Below are 26,624 nucleotides of genomic sequence, written 5' to 3'. Positions count from 1 at the left end.
AATAAGAAGGCAGGTGTGCCTTCCTATTTCTTATTTCTTATCGCTTCCAGCATTGTTTCCGTCATCTTCTCAAGATTATACTCCGGCTGGAAACCCCATTGTCGTCTCGCTTCGCTTGCGTCTATCGCATTCGGCCAGCTGGCAGCTATATCCTGCCTTACGGGGTCGACATCATATTCGAGTGTAAAACCTGGTATATGCTTCTTTATTTCATTGGCTACCATTTCCGGATTGACGCTCATGGCAGTCACATTAAACGCATTGCGATCTACAAGCTGATCTGGATCTGACTCCATCAATTTGATGATTGCATCTATCGCATCATCCATGTACATCATATCCATATTGGTACTTTTGTCGATAAACGATGTATAAGTGCCATTTCTGACAGCTTCAAAATATATCTCGACAGCATAATCTGTCGTTCCGCCTCCCGGCTCCTTCACATGGGAAATTAGACCCGGAAAACGAAGCCCCCTAGTGTCGACACCGAACTTATCAAAATAGTAGTCGCACAACAGTTCGCCGGCAACCTTGTTTACCCCGTACATAGTGGTCGGACGCTGGATTGTGACTTGTGGCGTATTTTCTTTAGGTGTAGACGGGCCAAAAGCGCCAATCGAACTTGGAGTAAAGAATTTGAGGTTGTATTGATGTGCTGTCTCCAAAGCGTTCATCAGACCGCCCATGTTGATATCCCACGCAAACTGCGGATTTTTTTCTGCAGTCGCACTGAGCAGTGCTGCCATATGCATGATTGTATCTGGTCTAAACTCTGCTACAATTGCTCTCATACGCTCCATATCCCTGACATCCAGAATTTCGAATGGCAGCCCCTTTAAACTCTCATCCCTAGGCTCATTTATATCCGTAGGAAGTACATTACTCTCCCCATATTTTTCCCTTAGTTTTAAGGTAAGCTCGGTACCGATTTGTCCAAGCGCACCCGTGATCAAAATTCTTTCCATTGCTGTACTCCTTTTATGAGATTACATCAAGCTCCTTGCCAACTTTTTCATATACTTCCAATGCCCGATCGAGCATCTCCTTTGTATGTGCTGCTGTTGGCATATTTCTCACTCGACCAGTGCCTTTTGGAACAGTCGGAAAGACGATGGCTTTGGCGTATACACCTTCTTGCATCAAGCGCTTTGAGAATTCCTGTGTTGTCTTCTCATCACCGATGATACATGGTGTGATCGGTGTAGCCGAGTTGCCGATCTCAAACCCAAGCTTTTTCAAACCGTCTTTTAAGTAGTTGCCATTCTCCCACAGTTTGTCATGCAGTTCAGTAGAAGCCATGAGCATGCGCACTGCTTCTGTGATTGCGCGTGTATCTCCCGGTGTCAGGGCTGTAGAGAACAAGAACGGGCGGGCGGCAACTTTCAAGTAGTCTATAAGATCTTGGGATCCGGCAATATAACCGCCGACGACACCAATCGCTTTAGACAGTGTCCCCATCTGGATATCGATATACTTCTCAAGACCGAAGTGCTTCACCGTACCGGCACCTTTGCCCATGACGCCGGAACCATGTGCATCATCCACATAAGTGATAAGATCGAATTCCTTGGCGATATCGACGATTTCAGGCAGTAGAGCCACGTCACCGTCCATTGAAAATACGCCATCGGTAATGTACATGACTTTTCTATACTGGCCGGATTCGACCGCTTCTTTCGCCTTCTGTCTCAGGTCAGCCATATCGGAATGGTTGACGCGGATAATTTTCGCACGCGACAGTTTACAGCCATCAATGATTGAAGCATGGTTCAACTCATCAGATAAAATAGCGTCTTCTTTGCCCATAACCGCTTGGATGGCAGCCATATTACAGTTGAAGCCGGACTGGAATGCAACGGTCGCTTCTGTCCCCTTGAATTCAGCGAGCGTGTCCTCCAATTCAACGTGCAGATCAAGCGTTCCGTTGATTGTACGGACAGCACCTGCACCGACACCATGTGAATCTATCGCTTCCTTGGCTACCTTTTTTAGCGTTTCGTCTGTCGCAAGGCCAAGATAGTTATTTGAAGATAAATTGACCAGTTTTTCCCCTTCAATCGTGATTTCAGGTCCATTTGCACCTTCCACTACGTTGATCTCATTATACAATCCATTTTCTTTCAATTCCTGCAGATTCGATGCAAGATACTCATCCAAAATTTTAGACATTCTCAATCTCCTCCTCTTTCTTTTATCATATCATAAGTAAACAGGCACATAGAATTGAAAACATGGGTTTTAATATGTTTCGAAAAGTACGAAAATTTGATAAAATTGTGTAATATAATTTATGGAGGCGAAATATATGGCAACTAAATACATGAGTATAGATGAGATCGTGAAGGCCGTCATGCCTGATATGGTTCAAGACAGACGATACTTGCATATGCATCCTGAAGTTTCATTTCACGAAAAAGAGACCTACAACTACATATTAGAACGCCTGAAGCAATACTCTGATGTGGTTATCAGAGAAGGTGTCGGTGGTGGTGGCCTACTCGCGACAATCGGCACAAAGCCCCACCCACATATTGCGATACGTTCGGACTTCGATGCTCTGCCTATACAGGACGAAAAGGATGTACCCTATAAATCAACAGTTGATGGTGTAATGCATGCATGTGGACATGATGCCCATACAAGCACATTACTCGCCCTTTTTGATTTGGTGCACAGAAATCGAAATGCACTTGATGGCAGTGTCTCATTCATCTTCCAGTTTGCAGAGGAAGTGCAACCAGGAGGTGCCGTCTCCATGGTCGAAGATGGTGTACTTGAAGGCATTGATAAAGTATACGGACAACACTACTGGAGCCAGTATCCTACACATCAGATCAAAACGAAGACAGGCCCTATTATTTCAAGCCCCGATATGTTCAAAATCAAAATTCAAGGTATTGGTGGACATGCGGCCCACCCTCATAATGCGGTCGATCCAATTGTCATCGCAGCTGAACTCATTACCAACCTGCAGACTGTCGTCGCAAGACAAGTCTCCCCTCTCGATAATGCTGTCGTCACAGTCGGAAAAGTCAGTTCTGGGGATGCATTTAATGTCATACCGGATACAGCCGAACTCATCGGTACGGTACGCACATTCAACCACAGCGTCAAAGAGAAAATCAGAGATATCTTCTATAAGGAAGCAGCGCTTACAGCGGAAAAACGCGGTGCAACTGCTGAAGTGCAGTATGACTTCGGATACCCTGCTGTCATCAATCATGAAGCAGAAGCAGATGTCATTCGCCAGGCGGCGGATGAGATTGGTCTCGATTTTGTAGAGGCTAAACCACTCATGATCGGCGAAGATTTCTCCTACTATATCAATGAACGTCCCGGAGCCTTTTTCTTTACGGGTTCAGGCAATACCGAAAAACTCAGTGATTATGTACATCACCATCCAAAGTTCGATATGGATGAGGATGCCATGGCCAGTGGCCTGGCAATGTTCATGAAAATTCTCGAGATCGAGCAGGTGATTGAATGGAAACATCAGTTGTAGAACAACTTTCCCTTGCCCACTATAATGAGATGATACGCTTGCGCCGTCATTTTCATATGTACCCAGAACTTTCTTTCCAAGAAGTCCAGACACCTGCATATATCGCTGAATATTTGAGGGACCTTGGACTGGATGTCCAAGAAGGAGTCGGCGGTCGTGGTGTTGTGGGTCGCCTTACAATTGATCCCGCTCTACCTACAGTCGCTCTGCGTGCTGATTTCGATGCACTACCGATTCAGGATCAGAAAGACGTACCGTATCGATCCACCGTTCCCGGTGTCATGCATGCTTGTGGACATGATGCGCATACTGCTGTACTTCTGACTGTGGCAAGAATCCTATCAGAAAATAAGGAACAACTTCAAGGGAATGTTGTCTTTATCCATCAGCATGCAGAAGAAGTCGACCCCGGTGGTGCCATTCAAATGATTGCAGACGGATGTCTTGAGAATGTCGATGCGATTTTTGGACAGCACATCTCAAGTAGTCTCGATGTCGGTACCATTGGTTACAAATATGGTACTGCAACCGGTATGCCCGATGACTTTACGATTAAAATACGCGGACGAGGTGGCCATGCTTCAAAACCCCATGCGACTATCGACCCTGTTGCCGCCGCTATCACCTTCTGCAACCAGTTGCAGTACATCGTCACACGAAAATCCAAACCAATGGAACCCGTCGTTTTATCCATCACGATGTTCAACGGCGGGCACCAGCATAATATCATTCCAGATGAAGTGGAGGTCGGTGGAACAATCCGCACATTCAATGCCGAAACGCAGAATGTCATGATCACGGAGCTCCAGAAATGCCTCGAGGGACTTGTAACTACTACAGGCATTTCATACGATCTTGACTATATGAAAGGCTACCCACCGGTAGTGAATGATACTGATAAGACCGATCTCGTACTTGCAGCTGCCAAGGAGATCAGCACTGTCAGCGAAGTAGAAGAACTCGCACCCGATCTTGGAGGAGAGGATTTCTCCTATTACTTGCAGCGTGTTCCCGGCACCTTCTACTATACCGGCACAAGAAATGCCAGCTTCAAAGCAGACTATCCGCATCACCACGCAAAATTCGATATTGATGAAAAGGGACTCACTAACGCAGTCTCCGTCATGGTAAAGTCCGTATTCAATTATTTCGAGAAGGAGAATGGGCAATGATTGATCTCACCAATGAAATAGAAAAACACTACTCGGATATGGTAAATATCCGCAGACATATGCATATGCACCCGGAAGTCTCCTTCCAGGAAGAAAACACGAAGCAGTATATATACGATCAGATCAAAGACCTCGGTTTTGATGTTCGACGTAATGTTGGGGGTAATGGCATCGTTGCCCGCTTGCAGGTCAATGATAGTTTCAAGACAATCGGCCTGCGCGCAGATTTCGATGCACTGCCGATTGAGGATGAAAAAGACGTGCCATACAAGTCGACTGTAGCTGGGGTGATGCATGCTTGCGGACACGATGCCCACACAGCGATACTCATCACTGCAGCACGCATCCTCGCTGACCATAAGGATGAATTACCTGTCAACGTCGTCTTCATCCATCAGCATGCAGAGGAACTTCTACCAGGGGGAGCAAAATCCATGGTCGAGGACGGCGCACTGGAGGATGTCGATTATATCTTCGGCACACACGTATCGAGTCAGTTCCCCGTAGGAACATTGGCATATACTTACGATCACGCTTGGGCAAGTCCTGATGCATTTTCAATTGAAGTGGAAGGACGCGGTGGACATGGTGCGGAACCGCACGAAGCCATCGACCCGATTGTTGCTGCGGCTTCGCTCATTCAGCAGCTGCAGAGTATTGTTTCAAGAACAATAGACCCATTGAAATCTGCAGTAGTAACAGTGGCGACATTCAATGGTGGTTCTTCTTTCAATGTCATCCCGAGTAAAACGGTTGTCAGTGGAACAGTCAGAACTTTTGATAAAGATATGAAAGAGATGGTCCGAGGACGTATGGAAGAGATTACTCGTGGTATCGAGTCGAGTTTCGGGGTCAGATGCCACTTGGATTATACCGATGGCTATCCTGCATTAATCAACGACAATGCACAACTGGATCATGTATTGAATGTCTTGGAAGATGCTTCATATGTAAAAGAAAAATTGGAGAATTCACCCTCTATGGGAGGCGAAGACTTCTCCTACTTCCTCCAGAACACTCCTGGTGCCTACTTTTACACCGGTGTTAAAAATAGCGATATAAATGCTGATTATCCGCATCATCATCCGATGTTTGACATCGATGAGCAGGGAATGAAAGCTGGAGTCGAATCACTCGTCAAAGTTGCTCTCGGCTTTAAAAATTAAAATAAGGCTGCTCTCCAAAGGGAGAGCAGCCTTATTTTTGATACAAAAAAGGAGCCTTACGGCTCCTGTTAAATAATCATTCGATTACTTAGTGATTTCAGTTACAACGCCTGATCCAACAGTACGTCCACCTTCACGGATGGAGAAACGTGTACCATCTTCAATAGCGATTGGAGAGATAAGCTCAACAGCCATCTCAACGTTATCACCAGGCATAACCATTTCAGTACCTTCAGGAAGGTTAACTACACCAGTTACGTCCGTAGTACGGAAGTAGAACTGTGGGCGGTAGTTACCGAAGAATGGAGTGTGACGTCCACCTTCTTCTTTTGAAAGTACATAAACTTCTGCTTTGAACTGTGTGTGTGGAGTGATGGATCCAGGCGCAGCAAGTACTTGTCCACGTTGGATGTCGTCACGGGATACACCACGGAGAAGTGCACCAATGTTGTCGCCAGCTTCAGCATAGTCAAGAAGCTTACGGAACATTTCAACACCTGTAACAGTTGTTTTGCTGGATTCTTCAGCAAGACCGATGATTTCAACTTCGTCACCGACTTTGATTTGTCCACGGTCAACACGACCAGTAGCAACTGTACCACGACCAGTGATAGAGAATACATCCTCAACTGGCATCATGAATGGCTTGTCAGAATCACGCTCTGGAGTTGGGATATAAGTGTCCACAGCTTCCATGAGTTCAATGATTTTGTCTTCGTATGACTCATCGCCTTCAAGCGCTCTGAGAGCAGAACCAGCGATTACAGGGATGTCGTCACCAGGGAAGTCATACTCGGAAAGAAGTTCACGAACTTCCATTTCAACGAGTTCAAGAAGTTCTTCGTCGTCAACCATGTCAACTTTGTTTAGGAATACAACAAGTGCTGGTACGCCAACGTTTTTAGAGAGCAGGATGTGCTCACGAGTTTGTGGCATTGGACCGTCTGCTGCAGAAACAACGAGGATACCGCCGTCCATTTGAGCAGCACCAGTGATCATGTTTTTAACGTAGTCAGCGTGTCCTGGGCAGTCAACGTGCGCATAGTGACGCTTTTCAGTTTCATACTCGATGTGGGAAGTATTGATTGTGATTCCACGTTCTTTTTCCTCTGGAGCGTTGTCGATCATGTCGTAGCTTTGCGCTTCGCCAGATCCTCTTTTAGAAAGAACAGTTGCGATAGCAGCTGTCAGAGTTGTTTTACCGTGGTCGACGTGACCGATTGTACCAATATTGGCATGCGTTTTGGAACGGTCGAATTTTTCTTTTGCCATTTCGTATACCTCTCCTTAAAAAGTAATTGTATTTTTATTAAAACTCGAAGCGGGCTTACCCCGCTCGAGGTGTTTCTAAATCACTTATAAATGATTCGGGCTTAAAAATCAAGTGGTGCTGATTATGAGCCTTTATTTTTCTTGATGATTTCTTCAGAAATGGATTTAGGAACTTCTTCGTAGTGACTGAAAGTCATTGTGTAAGTTCCGCGACCTTGCGTGTTTGAACGCAGGTTAGTCGCATAACCGAACATTTCTGAAAGTGGTACGAAAGCATTGACGATCTGTGCGTTACCACGTGCAGCCATACCTTCAACACGGCCGCGACGACTTGTAACATCACCCATGATATCTCCCATGTACTCTTCAGGCATAACAATTTCAACCTTCATGAGTGGTTCAAGGATAATCGGCTCACAGACTTTAGCAGCTTCTTTAAGTGCGAGTGAAGCAGCAACTTTGAAGGCCATTTCTGAGGAGTCAACATCATGGTAAGAACCATCAAAGAGTTTCGCTTTAACGTCTACCATTGGATAGCCGGCAAGTACACCATTTTCCATGGCATCCTTAATACCTGCTTCAACGGATGGGATATATTCACGTGGTACAACACCACCGACAATTGCGTTTTCGAACTCAAAACCGCCGCCGACATCGTTAGGTGTGAATTCAACATGAACATCACCATATTGACCACGACCACCAGATTGACGCGTAAATTTACCTTGAACAGAAGCCTGTTTTTTGAATGTTTCACGGTAGGATACCATAGGTGCACCCACGTTACATTCAACTTTAAATTCACGTTTCATACGGTCAACAAGGATATCCAGGTGAAGCTCACCCATACCACCGATGATGACTTGTCCAGTTTCGTTGTCAGTGTGCGCTGTGAATGTAGGATCCTCTTCCTGAAGCTTGACAAGTGCATTTGACATCTTGTCCTGATCCGCTTTGGATTTAGGTTCTACAGATAGGTGGATAACAGGCTCAGGGAATTCCATTGATTCGAGAATGACTTGAGTCTTCTCGTCACATAGTGTATCTCCAGTTCCAGTATCTTTAAGTCCTACTGCTGCAGCGATATCTCCTGCGTATACAGTTGAAATCTCCTCACGGGAGTTCGCGTGCATTTGCAGAATACGTCCGACACGCTCACGCTTGTCTTTCGTAGTATTTCTGATATATGAACCTGCATTCAGTGTACCGGAGTACACACGGAAGAAAGTAAGTTTACCTACGAATGGGTCACTCATTACTTTGAACGCAAGTGCTGCGAACGGCTCGGAGTCATCCGGCTTTGCGATGATTTCCTCATCTTCATCATCCTTCTTGTGTCCAACAATAGGTTTAACATCAAGTGGTGATGGAAGATAGTCGATTGCTGCATTCAGAAGCAATTGAACACCTTTGTTCTTGAAGGCTGTACCACAGAGTACTGGGTAAAATTCAACATCACATGTTGCCTGACGGATAGCAGCTTTCAGTTCATCAACTGAAATTTCTTCTCCGCCGAGGTATTTTTCCATGATATCTTCATTTACATCTGCAAGTCCTTCAACCAGGCCTTCTCTCAAAGAGTCAACTTTATCCTGATATTCAGCAGGAATTTCGATCTCATTGATTTCAGTACCAAGGTCGTTATTATAGTGGAATGCTTTGTTTTCTACCAGATCAATAATGCCAGTGAAGTTATCTTCGGCACCGATTGGGTACTGGATAGGGTGTGCATTCGCTTGTAGACGTTCTTTAATTGTGTTCACAGAGTAATCGAAGTCAGCTCCGATTTTATCCATCTTATTGACGAATACGACACGGGGAACACCGTAAGTTGTCGCCTGTCTCCAAACAGTTTCTGTTTGCGGCTCAACACCAGACTGTGCATCAAGCACAGCTACAGCACCATCAAGTACGCGGAGGGAACGTTCAACTTCAACTGTGAAGTCTACGTGACCTGGTGTATCGATGATGTTTACGCGGTGACCATTCCACTGCGCAGTTGTGGCAGCAGATGTAATCGTAATCCCACGCTCTTGTTCCTGCTCCATCCAGTCCATCTGAGATGCACCTTCGTGAGTTTCACCAATCTTGTGAATACGGCCTGTGTAATAAAGAATACGTTCAGTCGTCGTCGTCTTACCGGCATCGATGTGGGCCATGATACCAATATTACGCGTTTTTTCTAAAGAGAATTCTCTTGCCATTAGTATCCTTTTCTCCTTCCAGGAATGGGATGAAATTAGGCTGGGCGAATTGAGCGCTGCCTACTACCAACGGTAGTGAGCGAATGCTCTGTTTGCTTCAGCCATCTTGTGTGTGTCTTCACGCTTCTTGACAGCTCCACCTGTGTTGTTGGCAGCATCAAGAATTTCATTCGCTAGGCGCTCTTCCATTGTCTTTTCCCCACGCAGACGTGCGTAGTTTACGAGCCAACGAAGTCCAAGAGTAGTACGGCGATCTGGACGTACTTCTACTGGTACCTGGTAGTTTGAACCACCAACACGACGTGCTTTAACTTCAAGTACTGGCATGATGTTTTCGATTGCTTCATCAAAAACTTCGATTGCATCTCTGCCGGAACGTTCCTGTACAAGGTTGAATGCTGAGTAGAGAATTCTTTGGGATGTACCGCGCTTTCCATCCACCATCATTTTGTTGATAAGCTTAGTCACAAGTTTGGAATTGTGAATCGGATCTGGCAATACGTCTCTTTTAGCAACTGGTCCTTTACGTGGCATAGTTATCCTCCTTTCAAAAGTTTATTATCCTACCCTTATGGATAGATTATTTTTTCTTAGGGCGTTTTGTACCATAGAGTGAGCGGCCTTGCTTACGGTCGTTAACACCGGAAGTATCAAGCGCACCACGTACGATGTGGTAACGTACACCAGGAAGGTCTTTTACACGTCCACCACGGATTAGTACAACACTGTGCTCCTGAAGATTGTGTCCAATTCCAGGGATATATGCGTTTACTTCGATAGTATTAGAAAGTCTCACACGCGCATATTTACGTAGAGCGGAGTTCGGTTTCTTAGGTGTCATTGTTCCGACACGCGTACATACACCACGTTTCTGAGGTGCACTCTCATCCGTCATACGCTTTCTAAGGCTGTTGAAGCCTCTGTTCAATGCTGGTGAGCCTGATTTTTTGCCTTTACTCTGACGAGGTTTTCTAACTAGCTGATTAATCGTTGGCATGGTATTCCTCCTCTCTTCATTAATCCCACACATCCAGGTGGTTCATTTTTAGGGTATAAAAAATGTGTAAGAATTAAATCTTACATTTCAACATTTTGTCTCTCCATACTGATCTCGTTGATCCCATATAGAGTAACCTTAATAATAATAGCATCTGACCTATTTGATGTCAACAATATACACTAAAAAAACAGGCCCTCCCATAGGAGAAGGCCCCCTTTATTAATCTTCGATCAGTACTTCTTCTCTTTCTAGTGCTTGATCGCTCTTATCTACATCAATTTCTACATCGCGATACTTCGGCATACCTGTACCTGCCGGAATCAGCTTACCGATGATAACGTTCTCCTTGAGGCCAAGAAGTTCATCGCGCTTACCTTTGATTGCAGCGTCTGTAAGAACTCTTGTTGTTTCTTGGAAGCTGGCTGCGGAAAGGAAGCTTTCTGTCTCAAGCGATGCTTTAGTGATACCGAGAAGTACGGGCTTAGCAGTCGCCGGTCTCTTACGCTTCTTAAAGATTTCCTTGTTTGCATCTGTGAATGCATGGATATCTACAAGTGAGCCTGGGAGGAGGGATGTGTCTCCGGCGTCGATGATTCTTACTTTTCTGAGCATCTGTCTGACCATGACCTCGACGTGTTTATCGTCGATTTCAACACCCTGCATACGGTATACCTTTTGTACTTCTTTCAAGAGGTACTCCTGAGTATGGTTCAAACCTGCCACTCCGAGAAGCTCTTTTGGTTCAATCGAACCTTCTGTAAGGATTTCACCAGGACCGACCTGGTCTCCGATTTCCACAAGCACACGCGCTGTCGCAGGTGCTGTGTACGTCTTCGTTTCCTGCTCACCCTTAATTTTGATCTCTTGCTGGCGATCTTTAACGACTTCAATGTCCGTAACCGCACCGCGGATTTCGGAAATCATTGCCTGACCTTTCGGGTTACGCGCTTCGAAAAGCTCCTGGATACGTGGAAGACCCTGCGTGATATCACTTCCGGCAACCCCACCTGTGTGGAAGGTACGCATTGTAAGCTGTGTACCCGGCTCACCGATAGACTGGGCAGCAATTGTACCGACTGCCTCACCGACTTCGACTTTTTCACCTGTCGCAAGGTTTTTACCGTAGCATCGCTCACATACACCGTGACGCGTGTTACAAGTGAATGCAGAACGGATGTACATCTCTTCAAGACCACTACTTACAATCTCTTTCGCCAGTTCAGGCGTGATGAGTGCGTTCGCTTTTACAATGATCTCTTTTGTTTCAGGATGTCTTACCGTTTCTTTAGCATAGCGGCCTTCCAAACGATCGATAAACGGTTCAATGAGTTCGGATCCTTCTGTCAATGCACGGACAAGAAGTCCTTTGTCTGTTCCACAATCTTCTTCGCGGACGATAACATCCTGTGCTACATCAACCAGTCTTCTTGTAAGATACCCAGAATCGGCCGTCTTCAGTGCTGTATCGGCAAGACCTTTACGAGCACCGTGTGTGGAGATGAAGTACTCGAGTACTGTCAGTCCTTCACGGAAGCTGGATTTGATTGGGAGTTCGATGATCTGTCCAGACGGGTTGGCCATGAGACCACGCATACCTGCAAGCTGTGTAAAGTTGGAGGCATTACCACGGGCGCCTGAGTCACTCATCATAAAGATTGGGTTGAGACGGTGAAGGGAAGCCATTAGACGATCCTGAATGACGTCTTTGGCTCTTGTCCACAATTCGATGACTGCACCGTAGCGTTCTGCCTCGGTAATCAGACCACGAGAGAATTGCTTTTGAACCTTCTCGACTTTCTCTTCTGTTTCATCGATGATTTGCTGCTTATCCGGCAGAACGACGATATCAGATACACCAACTGTAATTCCAGCTTTAGAGGAGTATTTGAATCCGAGATCCTTCATGCGGTCAAGCATAACTGACGTTTCAGTAATATGGAACTTATTGAAGACTTCAGCAATGATCTGACCCAAGAACTTCTTGTTGAAAGGCTGAACAATCGGCTCGTCCTTGAACTTCTCAGCAAGACCACCTTCACCGAGTGATTCGACAGATACGAAATAACGATCCGGTATCTGGAATTCTAGGTTCTCCCTTGTCGGTTCGTTAAGATAAGGGAAAGATGGCGGCATGATTTCGTTAAAGATAACTTTCCCTGTGGTTGTCATCAGAATCTTGCCTTTATGCGCTTCAGGGAACTTTGCAGATTCGAGTGAATCGGTATGCAGCCCAATTCGTGTGTGCAATTGTACATAGCCGTTCTGATAAGCCATGACGACTTCATTCGCATCTTTGAAGATGTGTCCCTCGCGTTTTGTGAACTCTCTTTCGAGTGTCAGGTAGTAGTTACCAAGTACCATATCCTGTGATGGTGTAACAACCGGTTTACCGTCCTTAGGGTTAAGGATGTTCTGAGCAGCAAGCATCAGCATGCGTGCTTCCGCCTGTGCTTCCTTGGAAAGCGGTACGTGGACTGCCATTTGGTCACCATCAAAGTCGGCATTGTACGCTGTTGTTACCAACGGGTGAAGGCGGATGGCGCGGCCTTCGACAAGCGTTGCTTCGAATGCCTGAATACCTAAGCGGTGGAGCGTCGGTGCACGGTTAAGAAGAACCGGATGCTCTTTGATGACATCTTCAAGCACATCCCATACGTCGTCTTCCATGCGTTCGATTTTGCCCTTAGCGTTCTTGATGTTTGTTGCCATTTCACGTGCAACAAGCTCTTTCATTACGAAAGGCTTGAATAGCTCAAGCGCCATTTCTTTAGGAAGACCACATTGATACATCTTCAGACTTGGTCCGACAACGATTACGGAACGACCGGAATAGTCGACACGTTTACCAAGAAGGTTCTGACGGAAACGCCCTTGCTTACCTTTAAGCATATGCGAAAGGGATTTAAGCGGGCGGTTACCAGGTCCTGTGACCGGACGGCCGCGACGTCCATTATCGATTAGTGCATCTACAGCTTCTTGTAGCATGCGTTTCTCATTCTGAACAATGATGCCAGGAGCACCAAGGTCGAGCAGACGCTTCAGGCGATTGTTACGATTGATTACGCGACGGTACAAATCGTTCAGGTCGCTTGTAGCGAAGCGTCCGCCATCAAGCTGAACCATCGGACGGATTTCCGGTGGGATAATCGGCAGCACGTCGAGAATCATCCATGACGGGTCATTGCCGGAACTACGGAATGATTCGACAACTTCCAAACGTTTAATCGCCCGGGTCAGTCTCTGGCCAGTCGCTGTTTCAAGTTCTTTTCTCAGGATGTCAAGCTCTGATTCGAGATTGACATCCATGAGTAGTTCTTTGATTGCCTCAGCACCCATTTTCGCTGTAAAGGTATTACCGTGCTTATCGTAGTACTCTCTATATTCGCGTTCGGTCATGAGTTGCTTTGGCTCAAGTCCTGTGGAACCTGGCTTGATTACAACATAGGAAGCAAAGTAAATGACTTCCTCAAGTGAACGTGGAGACATATCAAGTAGTAGTCCCATTCTGGACGGGATGCCCTTGAAGTACCAGATGTGGGAGACTGGAGCAGCAAGTTCGATGTGCCCCATTCTCTCACGTCTTACTTTTGCACGTGTTACCTCTACACCACAACGGTCACAAACCATGCCTTTGTATCTAACACGCTTGTATTTCCCACAACTACATTCCCAGTCCTTCGTTGGACCGAAAATTTTCTCACAGAACAAACCATCCCTTTCGGGTTTTAGTGTTCTGTAGTTGATTGTTTCGGGTTTTTTGACTTCCCCGAAAGACCAAGAACGAATCTTTTCTGATGAAGCCAGACCTATTTTCATATATTCAAATCTATTTACATCTATCAATGAGCTTTCCTCCCTAAAGTTTTATCAAGCTCAATCATCATTCAGTAACATCTTCAGTTGCAGCGCTTGTTTTCTCGCTTAAATTCATCTGATTGGATGCATCATCCTCTTCAGTATCACGCATTTCTATTTCGTCGTCGTTCTCATCAAGGATGTTGACATCGAGGCCGAGACTCTGAAGCTCCTTCATCAATACACGGAATGATTCAGGTACTCCAGGTTTAGGGACGTTTTCACCTTTTACGATTGCTTCGTAAGTTTTCACGCGACCGACAGTATCGTCGGACTTCACTGTCAGAATTTCTTGCAGAGTATAGGCAGCACCATAGGCTTCCAATGCCCAAACTTCCATTTCCCCGAAACGCTGACCACCGAACTGTGCTTTACCACCGAGCGGCTGTTGTGTAACAAGGGAGTATGGCCCAGTACTTCTTGCGTGAAGCTTGTCGTCAACCATGTGTGCAAGTTTCAGCATGTACATGACCCCGACAGAAATACGGTTTTCAAACGGCTCACCTGTACGACCATCGTAAAGTACTGTCTTACCATCACGGGCAAGACCAGCTTCCGCCATTGTATCCCATACATCTTCCTCATTGGCACCGTCGAATACTGGTGAAGCCATTTTAAGACCCATGGCACGGGCAGCCATACCGAGGTGAAGCTCAAGTACCTGACCGATATTCATACGGGAAGGTACGCCAAGCGGGTTGAGCATGATGTCGATTGGTGTGCCATCTGGCATATAAGGCATATCTTCTTCCGGAAGGATTCTGGAGATTACACCCTTGTTACCGTGGCGACCACACATCTTGTCCCCTACACTGATCTTACGTTTTTGAACGATATATACACGTACAAGCTGGTTGACCCCAGGAGATAGTTCATCACCATCTTCACGGTTGAAGACTTTGACGTCGAGTACGATACCACCGGCACCATGTGGTACACGAAGTGATGTATCACGGACTTCACGTGCTTTTTCTCCGAAGATAGCATGTAGCAGACGCTCTTCGGCAGTCAGTTCGGTTACACCTTTTGGCGTTACTTTACCGACGAGGATGTCGCCATCCTTAACTTCAGCACCGATGTGGACAATACCACGATCATCGAGTTTCTTCAGTGCATTATCAGATACGTTTGGAATATCTCTTGTGATTTCTTCAGGTCCAAGTTTAGTGTCTCTGGACTCGGATTCGTATTCTTCGATGTGAATTGAAGTATAAACATCATCTTTTACGAGACGCTCGCTCATGATGACAGCATCCTCATAGTTGTAACCATCCCACGTCATGAAGCCGACCACAACGTTCTGTCCGAGGGCCATTTCACCATTATCCATGGAAGGACCATCACCGAGGATTTCACCTTTCGATACGATATCGCCTTTGGCTATAATCGGCTTCTGGTTGTAGCATGTACCAGAGTTTGAACGGATGAATTTAGATAGTTTGTAAACATCTTTTTCTGTTTCAACCTCTTCGCCATTCTCCTCGACAATGCGACGGATATGAATTTCTTTGGCTTCCACGTGCTCAACACGACCTTTGTGGCGTGCAACAACAGCCGCACCGGAATCGCGTGCAGCAACGTGCTCCATACCTGTACCGATGTGTGGAGACTGTGGAATAAGAAGTGGCACTGCCTGACGTTGCATGTTCGCACCCATAAGTGCACGGTTAGAGTCATCGTTTTCGAGGAACGGGATACATGCTGTCGCAGCAGACACGACCTGTTTTGGAGATACATCCATGTAATCCATACGTTCTCTGGCCATTTTCGTATTATTTCCGCGGAAACGGCAGACAATCTCATCTCTAGTAAATGAGCCATCTTCCTCGAGAAGTGCGTTGGCCTGTGCGACAACGTAGCTGTCTTCTTCATCAGCTGTCAGATAGTCGATTTGCCCTGTTACACGGTTTGTGTCTGGGTCGACTCTTCTATAAGGCGTTTCGATGAAGCCGAATTCGTTCACTCTTGCATAACTGGAGAGTGAGTTGATCAGACCAATGTTCGGCCCCTCAGGCGTTTCAATCGGACACATACGACCGTAGTGAGAGTAGTGAACATCTCGCACTTCCATACCTGCACGTTCACGTGTCAAACCGCCGGGCCCAAGTGCAGACAGACGTCTTTTGTGTGTCAATTCAGCAAGCGGGTTTGTCTGGTCCATGAACTGAGACAATTGGGAGCTGCCGAAGAATTCTTTAATTGAAGCAATGACCGGACGAATGTTGATCAGCTGCTGTGGTGTAATGGATTCTGTATCCTGGATGGACATACGCTCCCTAACCACACGCTCCATACGGGAAAGTCCGATTCTAAACTGGTTCTGTAGCAGTTCTCCCACGGAACGCAGACGACGGTTACCCAAGTGGTCGATATCATCTGTATCACCAACACCGTGGAGCAGGTTGAAGAAGTAGCTCATGGAAGCGATGATATCCGATGGTGTAATGGATTTCACTTCCACATCAGGGAAGGCATTTCCGATGATCGTAGTTGTGCCATCTTCTTGGTTCGGCGCCTCTACTTTGATAGACTGCACTTCGATTGGTTCGTCGAGCAGACCATTTTCAAGATGGAATGTTTCAAGATTTGCATCTGCTTCAAGTACTTCAATGATGCCATCCAACGTACGACGGTCAATTGTTGTACCTGCTTCAGCTACGATTTCACCTGTTTCCCTATCTACAATAGGTTCAGCGAGCACTTGGTTGAACAGGCGATTCTTGAGGTGTAATTTTTTATTCATTTTATAGCGGCCAACACTCGCAAGGTCATAACGCTTCGGATCAAAGAACCGTGAGTAGAGAAGGTTTCTAGCATTCTCAACTGTCGGTGGCTCCCCTGGGCGAAGTCGTTCGTATATTTCTAGGAGTGCCTGGTCCACTGTTTCTGTCGTATCTTTTTCAAGTGTATTTCTGATGTATTCATTGTCACCAAGAAGATTGATGATCTCCTGGTCTGTAGAGAATCCGAGCGCTCTAAGCAATATTGTCATTGGAAGCTTACGCGTACGGTCAATCCTTACATAAACAATATCTTTGGCATCAATTTCGTATTCAAGCCATGCACCGCGGTTTGGTATCACCGTCGCACCAAAGCTTGCCTTACCATTCTTGTCCGTTTTTTCTGAATAGTACACAGATGGACTTCTGACAAGCTGTGATACGATTACGCGCTCTGCGCCATTGATGATGAAAGTACCAGTATCCGTCATCAGCGGGAAATCGCCCATGAACACTTCTTGTTCCTTGACTTCACCCGTTTCTTTAATGACTAGACGTACTTTTACACGCAATGGTGCAGAGTATGTGGCATCATGGTTCTTTGCTTCGTCCTCATCGTACTTGGGTTCGCCAAGCTTGTAGTCCACAAATTCCAGGGACATGTTTCCAGTGAAGTCCTCTACAGGCGAAATGTCCTTGAACATCTCAATAAGACCTGTTTCAAGAAACCAGTCATAGGATTTTGTCTGGATTTCGATCAGGTTCGGCAGATCCAATTTCTCTTCGATACGTGCATAGCTTCTGCGTTTAGCGTGTCTTCCATATTGAATCAGTTGACTCATCGACAGATTCACCCCTAATAAAAATTACGTAAAACATTCACCGAAGCAGTTAAACATGTAATAAGACAAAAAGAAAACGGAATCGAAACCAACCCCATTTTCATTTTATTAACAATATTTAATAAGCTCCTGCCAATTGCAGCTCAAAAAGCGCATACGGATTGACATTATATTTTTACATTCTATAACTATACCATAGTACATTTGTCAAGTCAAACTTTATTCTGCTATCTTGATGCCTTTAAGAACATAGTAGCCCTTATCTTTGACGACAGTATGAACATTGCCAAAACGTGATTCGATCTCTTTCTTATATGAGGCCATGCCCTGCTTTTTCTGAACCACCATGTAGAATGCCCCGCCTTCATAAAGATAGGCATGTGCACCCTTGATCATTTCAATCACTACAGACTTGCCCGCACGAAAAGGCGGATTCGTCACATAAAAGGATACAGTTTCAGAAAAGTGTGCATCAAACCCCGTACGGTCCATGACTTCGGCTATAACTTTATTGGTGCGTGCATTCTCTTCGCATAATTGCAGTGCATCCGAATTGACCTCGACCATTATCGGACGCGCTCCCAACACGTCTGCTAAAACGGTACCTACAGGGCCGTAGCCAGCTCCCATATCAATGAATGCATCATCATCGGCTGCGCTCCGATCTTTGGCAACGGCATCAATCAAAATGGCAGAGCCATAATCGATACGGTCTCTTGAGAAGACACCCCGGTCTGTTTTGAAGCGATATGTTTTGTTACTGTAGCGGAACTCAACCTCTTTAAATTCGTGTGCCGTATTGTTTCCAGTAAAATAATGGCTCATGGACATCACTCCTATGTATATAACAGTTGTATAAGATAAGAAAGAGGCTCATTTAAACAATGGATGTTTAACATGAGCCTCAAAGTACCTACACAAAAATTATTTAAGTTCTACGCTAGCGCCAACTTCTTCAAGTTGGGATTTAAGCTCTTCAGCGTCTTCTTTGGAAAGTCCTTCTTTAACGACTTTAGGTGCACCGTCAACGACTTCTTTAGCGTCTTTAAGACCAAGACCAGTTGCTTCGCGGACAACTTTGATGACTTTGATCTTGGAAGATCCAGCATCTGTAAGTTCAACGTCGAATTCAGTTTGCTCTTCAGCTGCTGCTTCTCCAGCGCCAGCGCCTGCTGCTGCTACCGGTGCTGCAGCTGTTACGCCGAATTCTTCTTCAATTGCTTTAACGAGGTCGTTAAGTTCGAGTACGGACATTTCTTTAATTGCTTCAATGATTTGTTCGTGAGACATTATAATTCCTCCATTTTTTAATTTAGTTTAGGCTTCTTCGTTTTCTTTCTCTTCACCGATTGCTTTAACCGCATAGGCGAAGTTGCGTACTGGAGCCTGAAGTACAGAAAGTAGCATGGAAACAAGTCCATCCTTGTTTGGTAGCGTTGCGATCGCTTTTACATCTTCAGCTGATGTAAACGTTCCTTCAATGATGCCCGCTTTGATTTCCAAAGCTTCATGCGCTTTAGCAAATTCGTTGAGGATCTTTGCAGGTGCAATCACATCTTCGTTAGAAAATGCAAGCGCGTTCGGACCTGTAAGGAACTCATTGATTTCGCTAAGTTCAGCTTGTTCAGCTGCACGGCGTGTCATCGTGTTCTTGTAGACTTTGAACTCGATGCCTGCATCACGAAGTTGCTTACGCAGTTCAGTCATTTCTGCTACTGAAAGTCCACGGTAGTCTACAAGTACTGTAGATACAGAGTTCTTGAGCTGATCAGAAATCACGTCTACGTGCTGCTTTTTAGCTTCAATCACATTTGACATAGTTACACCTCCATATTTTTTGTGTATTCGGTGCATTAAAAAAACACCTTTTACCCACGGCAAAAAGTGCTTGAATGTTTTAATATGAATTCAAGTCTTCATCATTTGCCTCGGTAGGATAGTATTTTAAGCACATAGTGCTCCTACTGTCTTCGGGATATTAAAATACAACTGCAACTATACCGAATATAGATGCAGTTGTCAACATTTATATTGCTGTTAGCCTCTTACTTCGCCAGGGTCAACTTTGACACCAGGTCCCATAGTTGAAGTTACTGCTACAGATTTGAAGTAGACACCTTTAGAAGAAGCTGGTTTCGCTTTTAGTAGCGCATCAGAGAGTGCTCTGAAGTTGTCAGCCAGTTTCGCTTCGTCGAAGGAAACTTTACCGATCGCCGCATGGACGATACCAGATTTTTCTGCACGGTATTCAACTTTACCTGCTTTGATTTCTTCAACAGCTTTAGTAACATCCATAGTTACTGTACCTGTTTTAGGGTTTGGCATTAGACCTTTTGGTCCGAGTACGCGGCCGAGTTTACCGACCTCACCCATCATGTCTGGTGTTGCTACGATGACATCAAAGTCAAACCATCCGCCATTGATCTTTTGGATGTAGTCCTGATCGCCTACGTAGTCTGCACCTGCTGCTTCTGCTTCTTTTGCTTTATCGCCTTTAGCGAATACCAATACACGTTGTGACTTGCCAGTACCGTGCGGCAAAACGATTGCTCCACGGATCTGCTGATCGTTTTTACGCGTATCAATACCCAGACGGAAAGCTACTTCTACAGAAGCATCGAAGTTTACAGTGCTTGTTTCTTTAGCAAGTTTGACTGCTTCGTCTACACTATAAGACGCATTTTGATCAAACTTCTCAAGAGCAGCCTGATACTTTTTACTTCTCTTAGCCATTACTATTCCTCCTTGTGGTTATAGCGGGTTATCCTCCCACGTTTGTATTAATACTTTAATCTTATGGTCAATTTAAATTAGTTCTCTACAGTGAAGCCCATGCTTCTAGCTGTACCTGCGACCATACGCATAGCCGCTTCCACGTCTGCTGCATTAAGGTCTTCCATTTTAGTTTCAGCAATTTCACGTACTTGCGCTTCAGTTACTGTTGCCACTTTGTTCTTATTAGGTTCGCCTGAACCTTTTTCAACATTGGCAGCTTTCTTAAGAAGAACGGCTGCTGGTGGAGTTTTTGTAACGAATGTGAAAGAGCGGTCCTCGAATACGGAAATTTCTACCGGAATGATGAGACCAGCGTCTTCTTGTGTACGTGCATTGAATTCTTTACAGAATCCCATGATGTTCACGCCCGCCTGACCTAGTGCCGGACCTACCGGTGGAGCCGGGTTCGCTTTACCTGCAGGAATCTGCAATTTTACTACATTGATTACTTTTTTAGCCACGATGTGCACCTCCTCGTTATCGTGATGTGGTCATAGGATGTCAGTTTTCATCCTCCCACTCGCATCATAAAAAAGATGATCGAACAAAAATTCGACCATGATAATATACCACTATTCACTTGAAAACACAAGACACTTATTACAATTTCTCAATCTGGTCGAACTCCACTTCAACTGGAGTTTCGCGACCGAACATTTCTACTAGTACTGTAAGCTTGTAATGTTCTGCATCGATTGAGCGAATTTCTCCCGTCTGGTTCTTGAAAGGTCCATCGACGATATTGACGGATTCTCCAACCTCGACTTCGAAATCCACTGTACGTTCTGTCATACCCATGGATTTGAGTATAAATTTCACTTCTTCCGGCAATAGCGGATTCGGTTTGCTTCCTGCACCTTGTGAACCGACAAAACCAGTTACACCAGGCGTGTTTCGCACAATGTACCACGATTCATCAGTCATGACCAGCTCCACAAGCACGTATCCAGGGAAAGTCTTTTTCATGGATGTCTTGCGCTTGCCATCCTTCACTGTCGTTTCTTCATCCTCAGGGATGATGACACGAAAGATTTGGTCTTGCATATTCATGGATTCAAGGCGAGCCTCGAGATTCGCTTTTACTTTATTTTCATATCCGGAATAGGTGTGCACAGCATACCAGTTCTTTTCTCCAGACATAGTATCTCTCCTTTAGTTACATTAAGTCTATGATAGCGGAGATACCCAGGTCCAGCGCATAGAAGAACGCTAGAAAGAATATCACTGTGAGCATGACGACGGTTGTATAGCGGACTGTCTCCTGACCAGTCGGCCAGCTTACTTTTTTCATTTCGCTGACGACATTCTGCAGGAAATTTTTATTATTTGCCATCGGTTGCTTCCTCCTGTATCAGATGGAACTCTTATGAGTCGTATGCCGGTTGCACGTCTTGCAGTGCTTTTTCAGAACGAGCCTTTTCTTATGCTCGGTGTCCGTCGTGTAGTTGCGCGACCCGCATTCGGTGCAAATCAATGCCACTTTCATCATAAAATCCTCATTTCAATTCTAATTTACTATAACGATTTCATTCGGCGTTGTCAAATGCATCATTGGCTTGCTCAGCGAGTACAAGGCGTTCTTTTTTGCGTCTGATGCGATGAAGTGTATTGACGACACTTTTTCTCCCGAGTGCAAATTCTCTGCACACGTCTTCAATATCATGCCCTTTGTCAATATGTTCGAGTACCCTTCGCTCAAGCGGCGAACATATGCCTTTTTTACGCATCAAATACTGGAGTTGCTCCTCCTTGACGATCATGTTGATTGGGTCGTCGTTCTTTTCATCGGCACTCTGGATGCCTAAATCATTGAAGACAGCCCCTTCGTTGTGGGATTTCAGGCTATATCTACGTGTGTGGGCCTTCATTTCAAAGCGCAACGTCCGAAGTAAGTAATGTCTGTATCTGCCACGCTCACCTTGATAGCGATAGCAGAGTCTGAGCGCTGCTTCCATCATATCCTGCTCCATGTCTTCCCGCTCGTGAAAATGATTCATGTAACGGTAGCTCATACGGCTGACTTGGGGTCTGAGTGCCATATCAATCTGATCGAAGGCGCTAGTATCACCGTCGCGTACTCGGCCGGCCAACACATCTAGCACATCATCGATGTCCTCCCTGATTATGAAACGAAACTCGGCAATCTGATACATCCTTATCCCTCCTATCCCATATATGAAAATAATAATAAGGAGTGGAGGGGAATTCAATATGCTAAAATCTTCCTCTTCGCCATTTCTCAAGTTTTGCTTGGACATCTTCACCAATGTTCAATTTCTGCCTAGGCATTTTTTCATTAATGGAGTCTATTTTTTTACTGATATTTTTTTCAGCTTCCATCAAGTCCACCCACATTTCTCTTGATGATATGCGGTAGGCACCAAGGGCAAAAATGGCGTTTTGCTCCGTCAAATCACTCGTCACTACACTGATTTCACATAAGTGCGGATGATAGTGGTCATGGACGAAACGTTCGATGTATTCATCAGCCGTCTCCTTTTCTTTTGTATAGACCACTTCCACACCATGGAAATTAAAGATGCTTTCTTTTGAGCGGACCTCATAGGCATCAAAAACACATATGATTTCATAGTTTGCAACTGATTGGTACTCGGCCAGTGCGCCAAGAACCTTCTCTCTTGGGATCTCGAGCGACTGGAAAGATTCCTTGTGTAATTCTTGGTTCGCACCGATCAAGTTATAGCCATCCACTATCAGGATGCGCCGTTTTTTTCGTTGCATATCATCCACGCCCAATGTCGTTTTGTTTGCGAAACACTTCGTACATCAGAAGTGCTGCTGAAACCGAGGCGTTGAGACTTGTAATCTGTCCGACCATTGGAATACGCACCACAAAGTCGCACTTTTCTAAGGTCTTTTTACTGATGCCATTGCCCTCACTGCCTACAACAAGCACTGTATTGACGTCTGCTGCCATCTCCCTGTAGTCCATATCACCAGCACCGTCGCTCCCAGCGACCCAAAATCCTTTTTCTTTCAATCGGTCGATCGTCTGGTTGATGTTGGTCACCCTTACGACCGGTACATGTTCTATAGCACCAGTTGATGTCCGTGCAACGGTGTCCGTGAGCTGGACAGATCGCCGATTCGGTATAATGACACCATCAAATCCAGTGGCATCACATGTTCTCAATATAGACCCCAGATTGTGCGGATCTTCGAGACCATCGAGAATGACGAGGTTCGCTTGCTTGCCTTCAACACGTGCCATCAACTCTTCAAACGGCATGTATTCGTGCGGGCTACCGAGCGCAATAACACCTTGGTGGCGTTCGTCGGTCAATCCATCTAGCTTGGACTTCGGCACAGTCTGGACAATCACCTTCTTGTTTCTAGCAGCATCCATAATTTCCTTAACCTGGCCTTTATTGACCGAATCCTGGATGAGCACCTTGTTAATATCAGCACCACTCTGTAGCGCTTCACGTACGGCATGTCGCCCTGCAATTACTGAATCACTCATTGTTATCCCTCCCTATTTTCAAAATAATTTCCATCAATTCATCAATCCGTTCAAGATTGCCGAGAATATGAAGATGGCCAATTAACGCCTCCAGTCCTGAGGCATTCCTGTAATCTTTTATCGAAGCATTCTTTGCTCTTGTAGCACTCGACTTATTTCTGGCCTTTCTCGCGACGTCCCATTCTTCTTCTGTCAACTCGGTTTTACGTAGGTAATCAAGGGCACGAGCTTGTGCACTTGCATTTACAAGACTATTGGCTTCACGATGAATGGCATCCGGCTTCAGATATGGTTTTTCAAGTAGAAGATGAGCGCGGACATATACCGAATAGACGGCATCTCCGACGAATGCGAGAGAGAGCGGTTGCATGCTATCGGTTCGATGATCAGCCACGTCTGAAGCGCACGCCTTCCTTCGTATCTTCAAGAACGATGCCCTTGTCCTTCAGATCATCGCGAATTTCATCTGCGCGTGAAAAGTTCCTGTTTGCTCTCGCTTCGTTGCGTTCTTCTATCAGCGCCTCGATCTCTTCGTCGAGCAGTACCTCCGCTTCGGTAAGGTCGACACCGAGAACATCACTATAGATGTCAAACGCCTTGATGAAATGGTTCAGAACTTCTGCGGACGTCGTCGTTCGGCGAAGGTATTTATTGAGTTCCGTCGTCAGATCATGCCATGCCGTTATAGCATTGGCAGTATTGAAATCGTCGTCCATATGCGACTCGAAAAGCTCCAGGTTATCCGCTACGATCTGATCAAGCACTTCATCATCGCCGTCACCCACCGCAGTATCGAGACGTTCTTTAGCTTGGCGATAGCTTGATTGGATGCGGCGCAGGCTAGTCTCGGCTGCCTCCACGAGTTCACGGTTGTAGTTGATTGGACTACGATAATGGACACTGATCATGAAGAAGCGGAGTACGTTCGGGTTGATTTCCTTGATGATGTCATGGACCAGTATGAAATTACCGAGGGATTTGGACATCTTCTCGTTATCGATATTGATATAGCCGTTGTGCATCCAGTAGTTTGCAAATGTGCTGTCTGTCATGCATTCACTCTGTGCGATTTCATTTTCGTGGTGGGGGAAGGTCAAGTCCTGTCCTCCGGCATGAATGTCGATGGTATCTCCGAGATGACGGCGTGCCATCACACTGCACTCGATGTGCCACCCTGGACGCCCTTCGCCCCAAGGGGAAGCCCATTTGATTTCATCCGGCTTTGCCTGCTTCCATAGAACAAAGTCGAGTGGATCCTGTTTCTTCTCACCCGATTCAATTCTTGCGCCTACTTTTAGATCATCGACGGATTGGTGCGAAAGCTTGCCGTATTCACCGAAGGAACGCGTCTTAAAGTAGACATCGCCATCTGATGCGTAGGCATGACCTTTGTCAACAAGCACCTGGATGAATTCTATGATGTCATCCATATGGTCCATAACACGGGGGTGATGTGTAGCCTTTTTGACATTCAGTGCCCCTGTATCTTCGAAAAATGCTTCGATGAAACGGTTAGCGATTACCGGTACTTCTTCTTTCAGCTCGATGGAAGCTTTGATAAGCTTATCATCTACGTCAGTAAAATTGGATACATAATCAACCTGATAACCTTTGTATTCCAAATACCTTCTCACAGTATCAAACGCAATTGCCGGACGTGCATTGCCAATATGAATGTAGTTATAGACTGTCGGGCCACATACATACATTTTAACCCTGTCCGCTTCAATCGGTTCGAATCTTTCCTTCTGTCTTGTCAAAGAGTTAAATATGAGAACCATTCTCTACCTCGTTTCTGACTTCGTTCCTGAAGTCTTTGATTTCATCTTCCAAGCCCATGATCATGTCCAGAATCGGATCTGGCAGATCGGCATGGTTCAAGTCTCTTACATTCTTCACTTTTTCTCCCGCCTGCTTGACTACGTAGCCCGGGATGCCAACCACTGTTGAATCTCGCGGGATGTCCTTTAGCACAACAGAATTGGCACCGATCTTCGAGTTTTCGTGGATACGTATATTCCCGAGCACTTTGGCACCTGCTGCAATAAGTACATTATCTTCGATATCAGGATGCCGCTTCTGTTCTTCTTTCCCTGTTCCACCAAGAGTGACGCCTTGATAGATTGTCACGTTGTTGCCAATGCGGCATGTCTCTCCTATAACAGTTCCCATGCCATGATCGATGAATAACTTGCGTCCGATTTGAGCACCCGGGTGGATTTCAATACCTGTCAGAAAACGCGTCAGCTGGGAGATGATACGCGCGCTTGTCGTGAAGTTCCTTCTATACAGTCTATGGGCAATCAGGTGCGACCAGATGGCATGCAGACCTGAAGATGTGGCAAGCACTTCAAAACGATTTTTGGCTGCCGGATCCATCTCCAGCACCATATCTATATCCTCTTTCATCCTACTCAGCATTCCCGGGTCCCTCCTCCCTAATCTAAAAAGGCCCCTGTCCGTTTAGGACAGAGGCGCATAATGCACGGTTCCACTCTGCTTGCAGCGTATGCATACTGCACTCATGAATTATTATTCTGGACACAGAGGGCAATTCTGATCAGGAGACGGTTATCCTTCCACCTACCGGATAATCTCTGGTTTCCGTCATAAAGATCGTACTAGGGTC

At 45.6% G+C, this 26,624-nt stretch carries 25 protein-coding genes and 1 other annotated feature; of the genes, 3 read left to right on the top strand and 22 right to left on the bottom strand.

Translation table 11 applies throughout. The features are described 5' to 3' along the window. Positions 1-23: 23 nt before the first annotated feature. Positions 24-968, bottom strand: a complete 945-nt coding sequence (locus tag ACFOJ8_RS00625) for an L-threonine 3-dehydrogenase (RefSeq protein WP_380651263.1) — start codon at positions 966-968, stop codon at positions 24-26. A 13-nt stretch (positions 969-981) separates the two neighbouring features. Further along, on the bottom strand, positions 982-2,172 hold the full coding sequence (locus ACFOJ8_RS00620; protein WP_380651260.1) for a glycine C-acetyltransferase: 1,191 nt from the start codon (positions 2,170-2,172) through the stop codon (positions 982-984). Between the two features lie 136 nt (positions 2,173-2,308). Here ACFOJ8_RS00620 and ACFOJ8_RS00615 point away from each other — a divergent pair, with 136 nt between their 5' ends. The 3 genes from ACFOJ8_RS00615 to ACFOJ8_RS00605 are packed head-to-tail and all read left to right on the top strand — an operon-like array spanning position 2,309 to position 5,843. After that, the gene (locus ACFOJ8_RS00615; RefSeq protein ID WP_380651258.1) at positions 2,309-3,505 is read left to right on the top strand and encodes an amidohydrolase; all 1,197 of its coding nucleotides are present in this window, start codon (positions 2,309-2,311) and stop codon (positions 3,503-3,505) included. After that, positions 3,487-4,677, top strand: coding sequence for an amidohydrolase (locus tag ACFOJ8_RS00610; protein WP_380651255.1), 1,191 nt, complete (start codon positions 3,487-3,489; stop codon positions 4,675-4,677). The genes ACFOJ8_RS00615 and ACFOJ8_RS00610 overlap by 19 nt, the downstream gene beginning before the upstream one ends. Further along, the gene (locus ACFOJ8_RS00605) at positions 4,674-5,843 is read left to right on the top strand and encodes a M20 metallopeptidase family protein (RefSeq protein WP_380651253.1); all 1,170 of its coding nucleotides are present in this window, start codon (positions 4,674-4,676) and stop codon (positions 5,841-5,843) included. The genes ACFOJ8_RS00610 and ACFOJ8_RS00605 overlap by 4 nt, the downstream gene beginning before the upstream one ends. A gap of 84 nt (positions 5,844-5,927) precedes the next feature. Here ACFOJ8_RS00605 and tuf read toward each other — a convergent pair whose 3' ends face one another. The 20 genes from tuf to cysE form a co-directional block, all read right to left on the bottom strand. Beyond that, on the bottom strand, positions 5,928-7,115 hold the full coding sequence (gene tuf / locus ACFOJ8_RS00600; protein WP_380651250.1) for an elongation factor Tu: 1,188 nt from the start codon (positions 7,113-7,115) through the stop codon (positions 5,928-5,930). A gap of 122 nt (positions 7,116-7,237) precedes the next feature. Then, positions 7,238-9,319 (bottom strand): elongation factor G, encoded by a 2,082-nt coding sequence (gene fusA / locus ACFOJ8_RS00595; protein ID WP_380651247.1) that lies wholly within the window; start codon positions 9,317-9,319, stop codon positions 7,238-7,240. A 63-nt stretch (positions 9,320-9,382) separates the two neighbouring features. Then, positions 9,383-9,853: a 30S ribosomal protein S7 gene (gene rpsG, locus ACFOJ8_RS00590; RefSeq protein WP_160656016.1), complete on the bottom strand. Its 471-nt coding sequence runs from the start codon at positions 9,851-9,853 to the stop codon at positions 9,383-9,385. Positions 9,854-9,899: 46 nt separating this feature from the next. Continuing rightward, positions 9,900-10,316 (bottom strand): 30S ribosomal protein S12, encoded by a 417-nt coding sequence (gene rpsL, locus ACFOJ8_RS00585; RefSeq protein ID WP_380651244.1) that lies wholly within the window; start codon positions 10,314-10,316, stop codon positions 9,900-9,902. Between the two features lie 222 nt (positions 10,317-10,538). Beyond that, on the bottom strand, positions 10,539-14,162 hold the full coding sequence (gene rpoC, locus ACFOJ8_RS00580) for a DNA-directed RNA polymerase subunit beta' (protein WP_380651241.1): 3,624 nt from the start codon (positions 14,160-14,162) through the stop codon (positions 10,539-10,541). 37 nt (positions 14,163-14,199) lie between these two features. After that, complete coding sequence (gene rpoB, locus ACFOJ8_RS00575; RefSeq protein WP_380651238.1) at positions 14,200-17,736, bottom strand: DNA-directed RNA polymerase subunit beta; 3,537 nt, start codon at positions 17,734-17,736, stop codon at positions 14,200-14,202. 219 nt (positions 17,737-17,955) lie between these two features. Next, positions 17,956-18,561, bottom strand: coding sequence for a class I SAM-dependent methyltransferase (locus tag ACFOJ8_RS00570; protein WP_380651235.1), 606 nt, complete (start codon positions 18,559-18,561; stop codon positions 17,956-17,958). A 99-nt stretch (positions 18,562-18,660) separates the two neighbouring features. Further along, complete coding sequence (gene rplL / locus ACFOJ8_RS00565; protein ID WP_380656956.1) at positions 18,661-19,029, bottom strand: 50S ribosomal protein L7/L12; 369 nt, start codon at positions 19,027-19,029, stop codon at positions 18,661-18,663. 24 nt (positions 19,030-19,053) lie between these two features. Continuing rightward, positions 19,054-19,554 carry a 50S ribosomal protein L10 gene (gene rplJ, locus ACFOJ8_RS00560; RefSeq protein ID WP_380651232.1) on the bottom strand — a complete coding sequence of 167 codons (501 nt, stop codon included), beginning with the start codon at positions 19,552-19,554 and terminating at the stop codon, positions 19,054-19,056. Positions 19,555-19,582: 28 nt separating this feature from the next. Continuing rightward, positions 19,583-19,728 (bottom strand) — a sequence feature (ribosomal protein L10 leader region). Between the two features lie 45 nt (positions 19,729-19,773). Next, entirely contained in the window at positions 19,774-20,469 is a 696-nt protein-coding gene (rplA, locus tag ACFOJ8_RS00555; protein WP_380651230.1) for a 50S ribosomal protein L1, read from the bottom strand. Positions 20,470-20,546: 77 nt separating this feature from the next. Further along, positions 20,547-20,972 (bottom strand): 50S ribosomal protein L11, encoded by a 426-nt coding sequence (gene rplK, locus ACFOJ8_RS00550; protein WP_145289956.1) that lies wholly within the window; start codon positions 20,970-20,972, stop codon positions 20,547-20,549. Positions 20,973-21,111: 139 nt separating this feature from the next. After that, positions 21,112-21,651, bottom strand: coding sequence for a transcription termination/antitermination protein NusG (gene nusG, locus ACFOJ8_RS00545; protein ID WP_380651227.1), 540 nt, complete (start codon positions 21,649-21,651; stop codon positions 21,112-21,114). Between the two features lie 16 nt (positions 21,652-21,667). Next, positions 21,668-21,844, bottom strand: a complete 177-nt coding sequence (gene secE / locus ACFOJ8_RS00540) for a preprotein translocase subunit SecE (protein ID WP_017549978.1) — start codon at positions 21,842-21,844, stop codon at positions 21,668-21,670. Positions 21,845-21,862: 18 nt separating this feature from the next. Beyond that, positions 21,863-21,997 carry a 50S ribosomal protein L33 gene (rpmG, locus tag ACFOJ8_RS00535; protein WP_380656953.1) on the bottom strand — a complete coding sequence of 45 codons (135 nt, stop codon included), beginning with the start codon at positions 21,995-21,997 and terminating at the stop codon, positions 21,863-21,865. Positions 21,998-22,037: 40 nt separating this feature from the next. Continuing rightward, entirely contained in the window at positions 22,038-22,664 is a 627-nt protein-coding gene (locus ACFOJ8_RS00530) for an RNA polymerase sigma factor (RefSeq protein WP_380651225.1), read from the bottom strand. A gap of 61 nt (positions 22,665-22,725) precedes the next feature. After that, positions 22,726-23,253, bottom strand: coding sequence for an NYN domain-containing protein (locus ACFOJ8_RS00525; RefSeq protein ID WP_380651224.1), 528 nt, complete (start codon positions 23,251-23,253; stop codon positions 22,726-22,728). Between the two features lies 1 nt (position 23,254). Next, positions 23,255-23,995, bottom strand: coding sequence for a 23S rRNA (guanosine(2251)-2'-O)-methyltransferase RlmB (rlmB, locus tag ACFOJ8_RS00520; protein ID WP_380651222.1), 741 nt, complete (start codon positions 23,993-23,995; stop codon positions 23,255-23,257). Beyond that, positions 23,988-24,389 (bottom strand): Mini-ribonuclease 3, encoded by a 402-nt coding sequence (locus ACFOJ8_RS00515; RefSeq protein ID WP_380651220.1) that lies wholly within the window; start codon positions 24,387-24,389, stop codon positions 23,988-23,990. The genes rlmB and ACFOJ8_RS00515 overlap by 8 nt, the downstream gene beginning before the upstream one ends. Continuing rightward, on the bottom strand, positions 24,382-25,776 hold the full coding sequence (gene cysS, locus ACFOJ8_RS00510; RefSeq protein WP_380651217.1) for a cysteine--tRNA ligase: 1,395 nt from the start codon (positions 25,774-25,776) through the stop codon (positions 24,382-24,384). The genes ACFOJ8_RS00515 and cysS overlap by 8 nt, the downstream gene beginning before the upstream one ends. After that, on the bottom strand, positions 25,760-26,416 hold the full coding sequence (cysE, locus tag ACFOJ8_RS00505) for a serine O-acetyltransferase (protein ID WP_380651214.1): 657 nt from the start codon (positions 26,414-26,416) through the stop codon (positions 25,760-25,762). The genes cysS and cysE overlap by 17 nt, the downstream gene beginning before the upstream one ends. Positions 26,417-26,624: the final 208 nt, after the last annotated feature.

The organism is Salinicoccus sesuvii (assembly GCF_042648145.1).
Lineage (GTDB): Bacteria > Bacillota > Bacilli > Staphylococcales > Salinicoccaceae > Salinicoccus > Salinicoccus sesuvii.
The sequence above is the reverse complement of the archived record's forward strand: the minus strand, read 5'-3'. Positions and strand labels throughout refer to the sequence as shown.

Excerpts from the sequence above, each read along its gene's own strand:
- ACFOJ8_RS00625 (WP_380651263.1), bottom strand. The coding sequence starts at position 968 with ATGGAAAGAATTTTGATCACGGGTGCGCTTGGACAAATCGGTACCGAG.
- ACFOJ8_RS00620 (WP_380651260.1), bottom strand. The coding sequence starts at position 2,172 with ATGTCTAAAATTTTGGATGAGTATCTTGCATCGAATCTGCAGGAATTG.
- ACFOJ8_RS00615 (WP_380651258.1), top strand. The coding sequence starts at position 2,309 with ATGGCAACTAAATACATGAGTATAGATGAGATCGTGAAGGCCGTCATG.
- ACFOJ8_RS00610 (WP_380651255.1), top strand. The coding sequence starts at position 3,487 with ATGGAAACATCAGTTGTAGAACAACTTTCCCTTGCCCACTATAATGAG.
- ACFOJ8_RS00605 (WP_380651253.1), top strand. The coding sequence starts at position 4,674 with ATGATTGATCTCACCAATGAAATAGAAAAACACTACTCGGATATGGTA.
- tuf (WP_380651250.1), bottom strand. The coding sequence starts at position 7,115 with ATGGCAAAAGAAAAATTCGACCGTTCCAAAACGCATGCCAATATTGGT.
- fusA (WP_380651247.1), bottom strand. The coding sequence starts at position 9,319 with ATGGCAAGAGAATTCTCTTTAGAAAAAACGCGTAATATTGGTATCATG.
- rpsG (WP_160656016.1), bottom strand. The coding sequence starts at position 9,853 with ATGCCACGTAAAGGACCAGTTGCTAAAAGAGACGTATTGCCAGATCCG.
- rpsL (WP_380651244.1), bottom strand. The coding sequence starts at position 10,316 with ATGCCAACGATTAATCAGCTAGTTAGAAAACCTCGTCAGAGTAAAGGC.
- rpoB (WP_380651238.1), bottom strand. The coding sequence starts at position 17,736 with ATGAGTCAACTGATTCAATATGGAAGACACGCTAAACGCAGAAGCTAT.
- ACFOJ8_RS00570 (WP_380651235.1), bottom strand. The coding sequence starts at position 18,561 with ATGAGCCATTATTTTACTGGAAACAATACGGCACACGAATTTAAAGAG.
- rplJ (WP_380651232.1), bottom strand. The coding sequence starts at position 19,554 with ATGTCAAATGTGATTGAAGCTAAAAAGCAGCACGTAGACGTGATTTCT.
- rplA (WP_380651230.1), bottom strand. The coding sequence starts at position 20,469 with ATGGCTAAGAGAAGTAAAAAGTATCAGGCTGCTCTTGAGAAGTTTGAT.
- nusG (WP_380651227.1), bottom strand. The coding sequence starts at position 21,651 with ATGTCTGGAGAAAAGAACTGGTATGCTGTGCACACCTATTCCGGATAT.
- secE (WP_017549978.1), bottom strand. The coding sequence starts at position 21,844 with ATGGCAAATAATAAAAATTTCCTGCAGAATGTCGTCAGCGAAATGAAA.
- rpmG (WP_380656953.1), bottom strand. The coding sequence starts at position 21,997 with ATGAAAGTGGCATTGATTTGCACCGAATGCGGGTCGCGCAACTACACG.
- ACFOJ8_RS00530 (WP_380651225.1), bottom strand. The coding sequence starts at position 22,664 with ATGTATCAGATTGCCGAGTTTCGTTTCATAATCAGGGAGGACATCGAT.
- ACFOJ8_RS00525 (WP_380651224.1), bottom strand. The coding sequence starts at position 23,253 with ATGCAACGAAAAAAACGGCGCATCCTGATAGTGGATGGCTATAACTTG.
- rlmB (WP_380651222.1), bottom strand. The coding sequence starts at position 23,995 with ATGAGTGATTCAGTAATTGCAGGGCGACATGCCGTACGTGAAGCGCTA.
- cysS (WP_380651217.1), bottom strand. The coding sequence starts at position 25,776 with ATGGTTCTCATATTTAACTCTTTGACAAGACAGAAGGAAAGATTCGAA.
- cysE (WP_380651214.1), bottom strand. The coding sequence starts at position 26,416 with ATGCTGAGTAGGATGAAAGAGGATATAGATATGGTGCTGGAGATGGAT.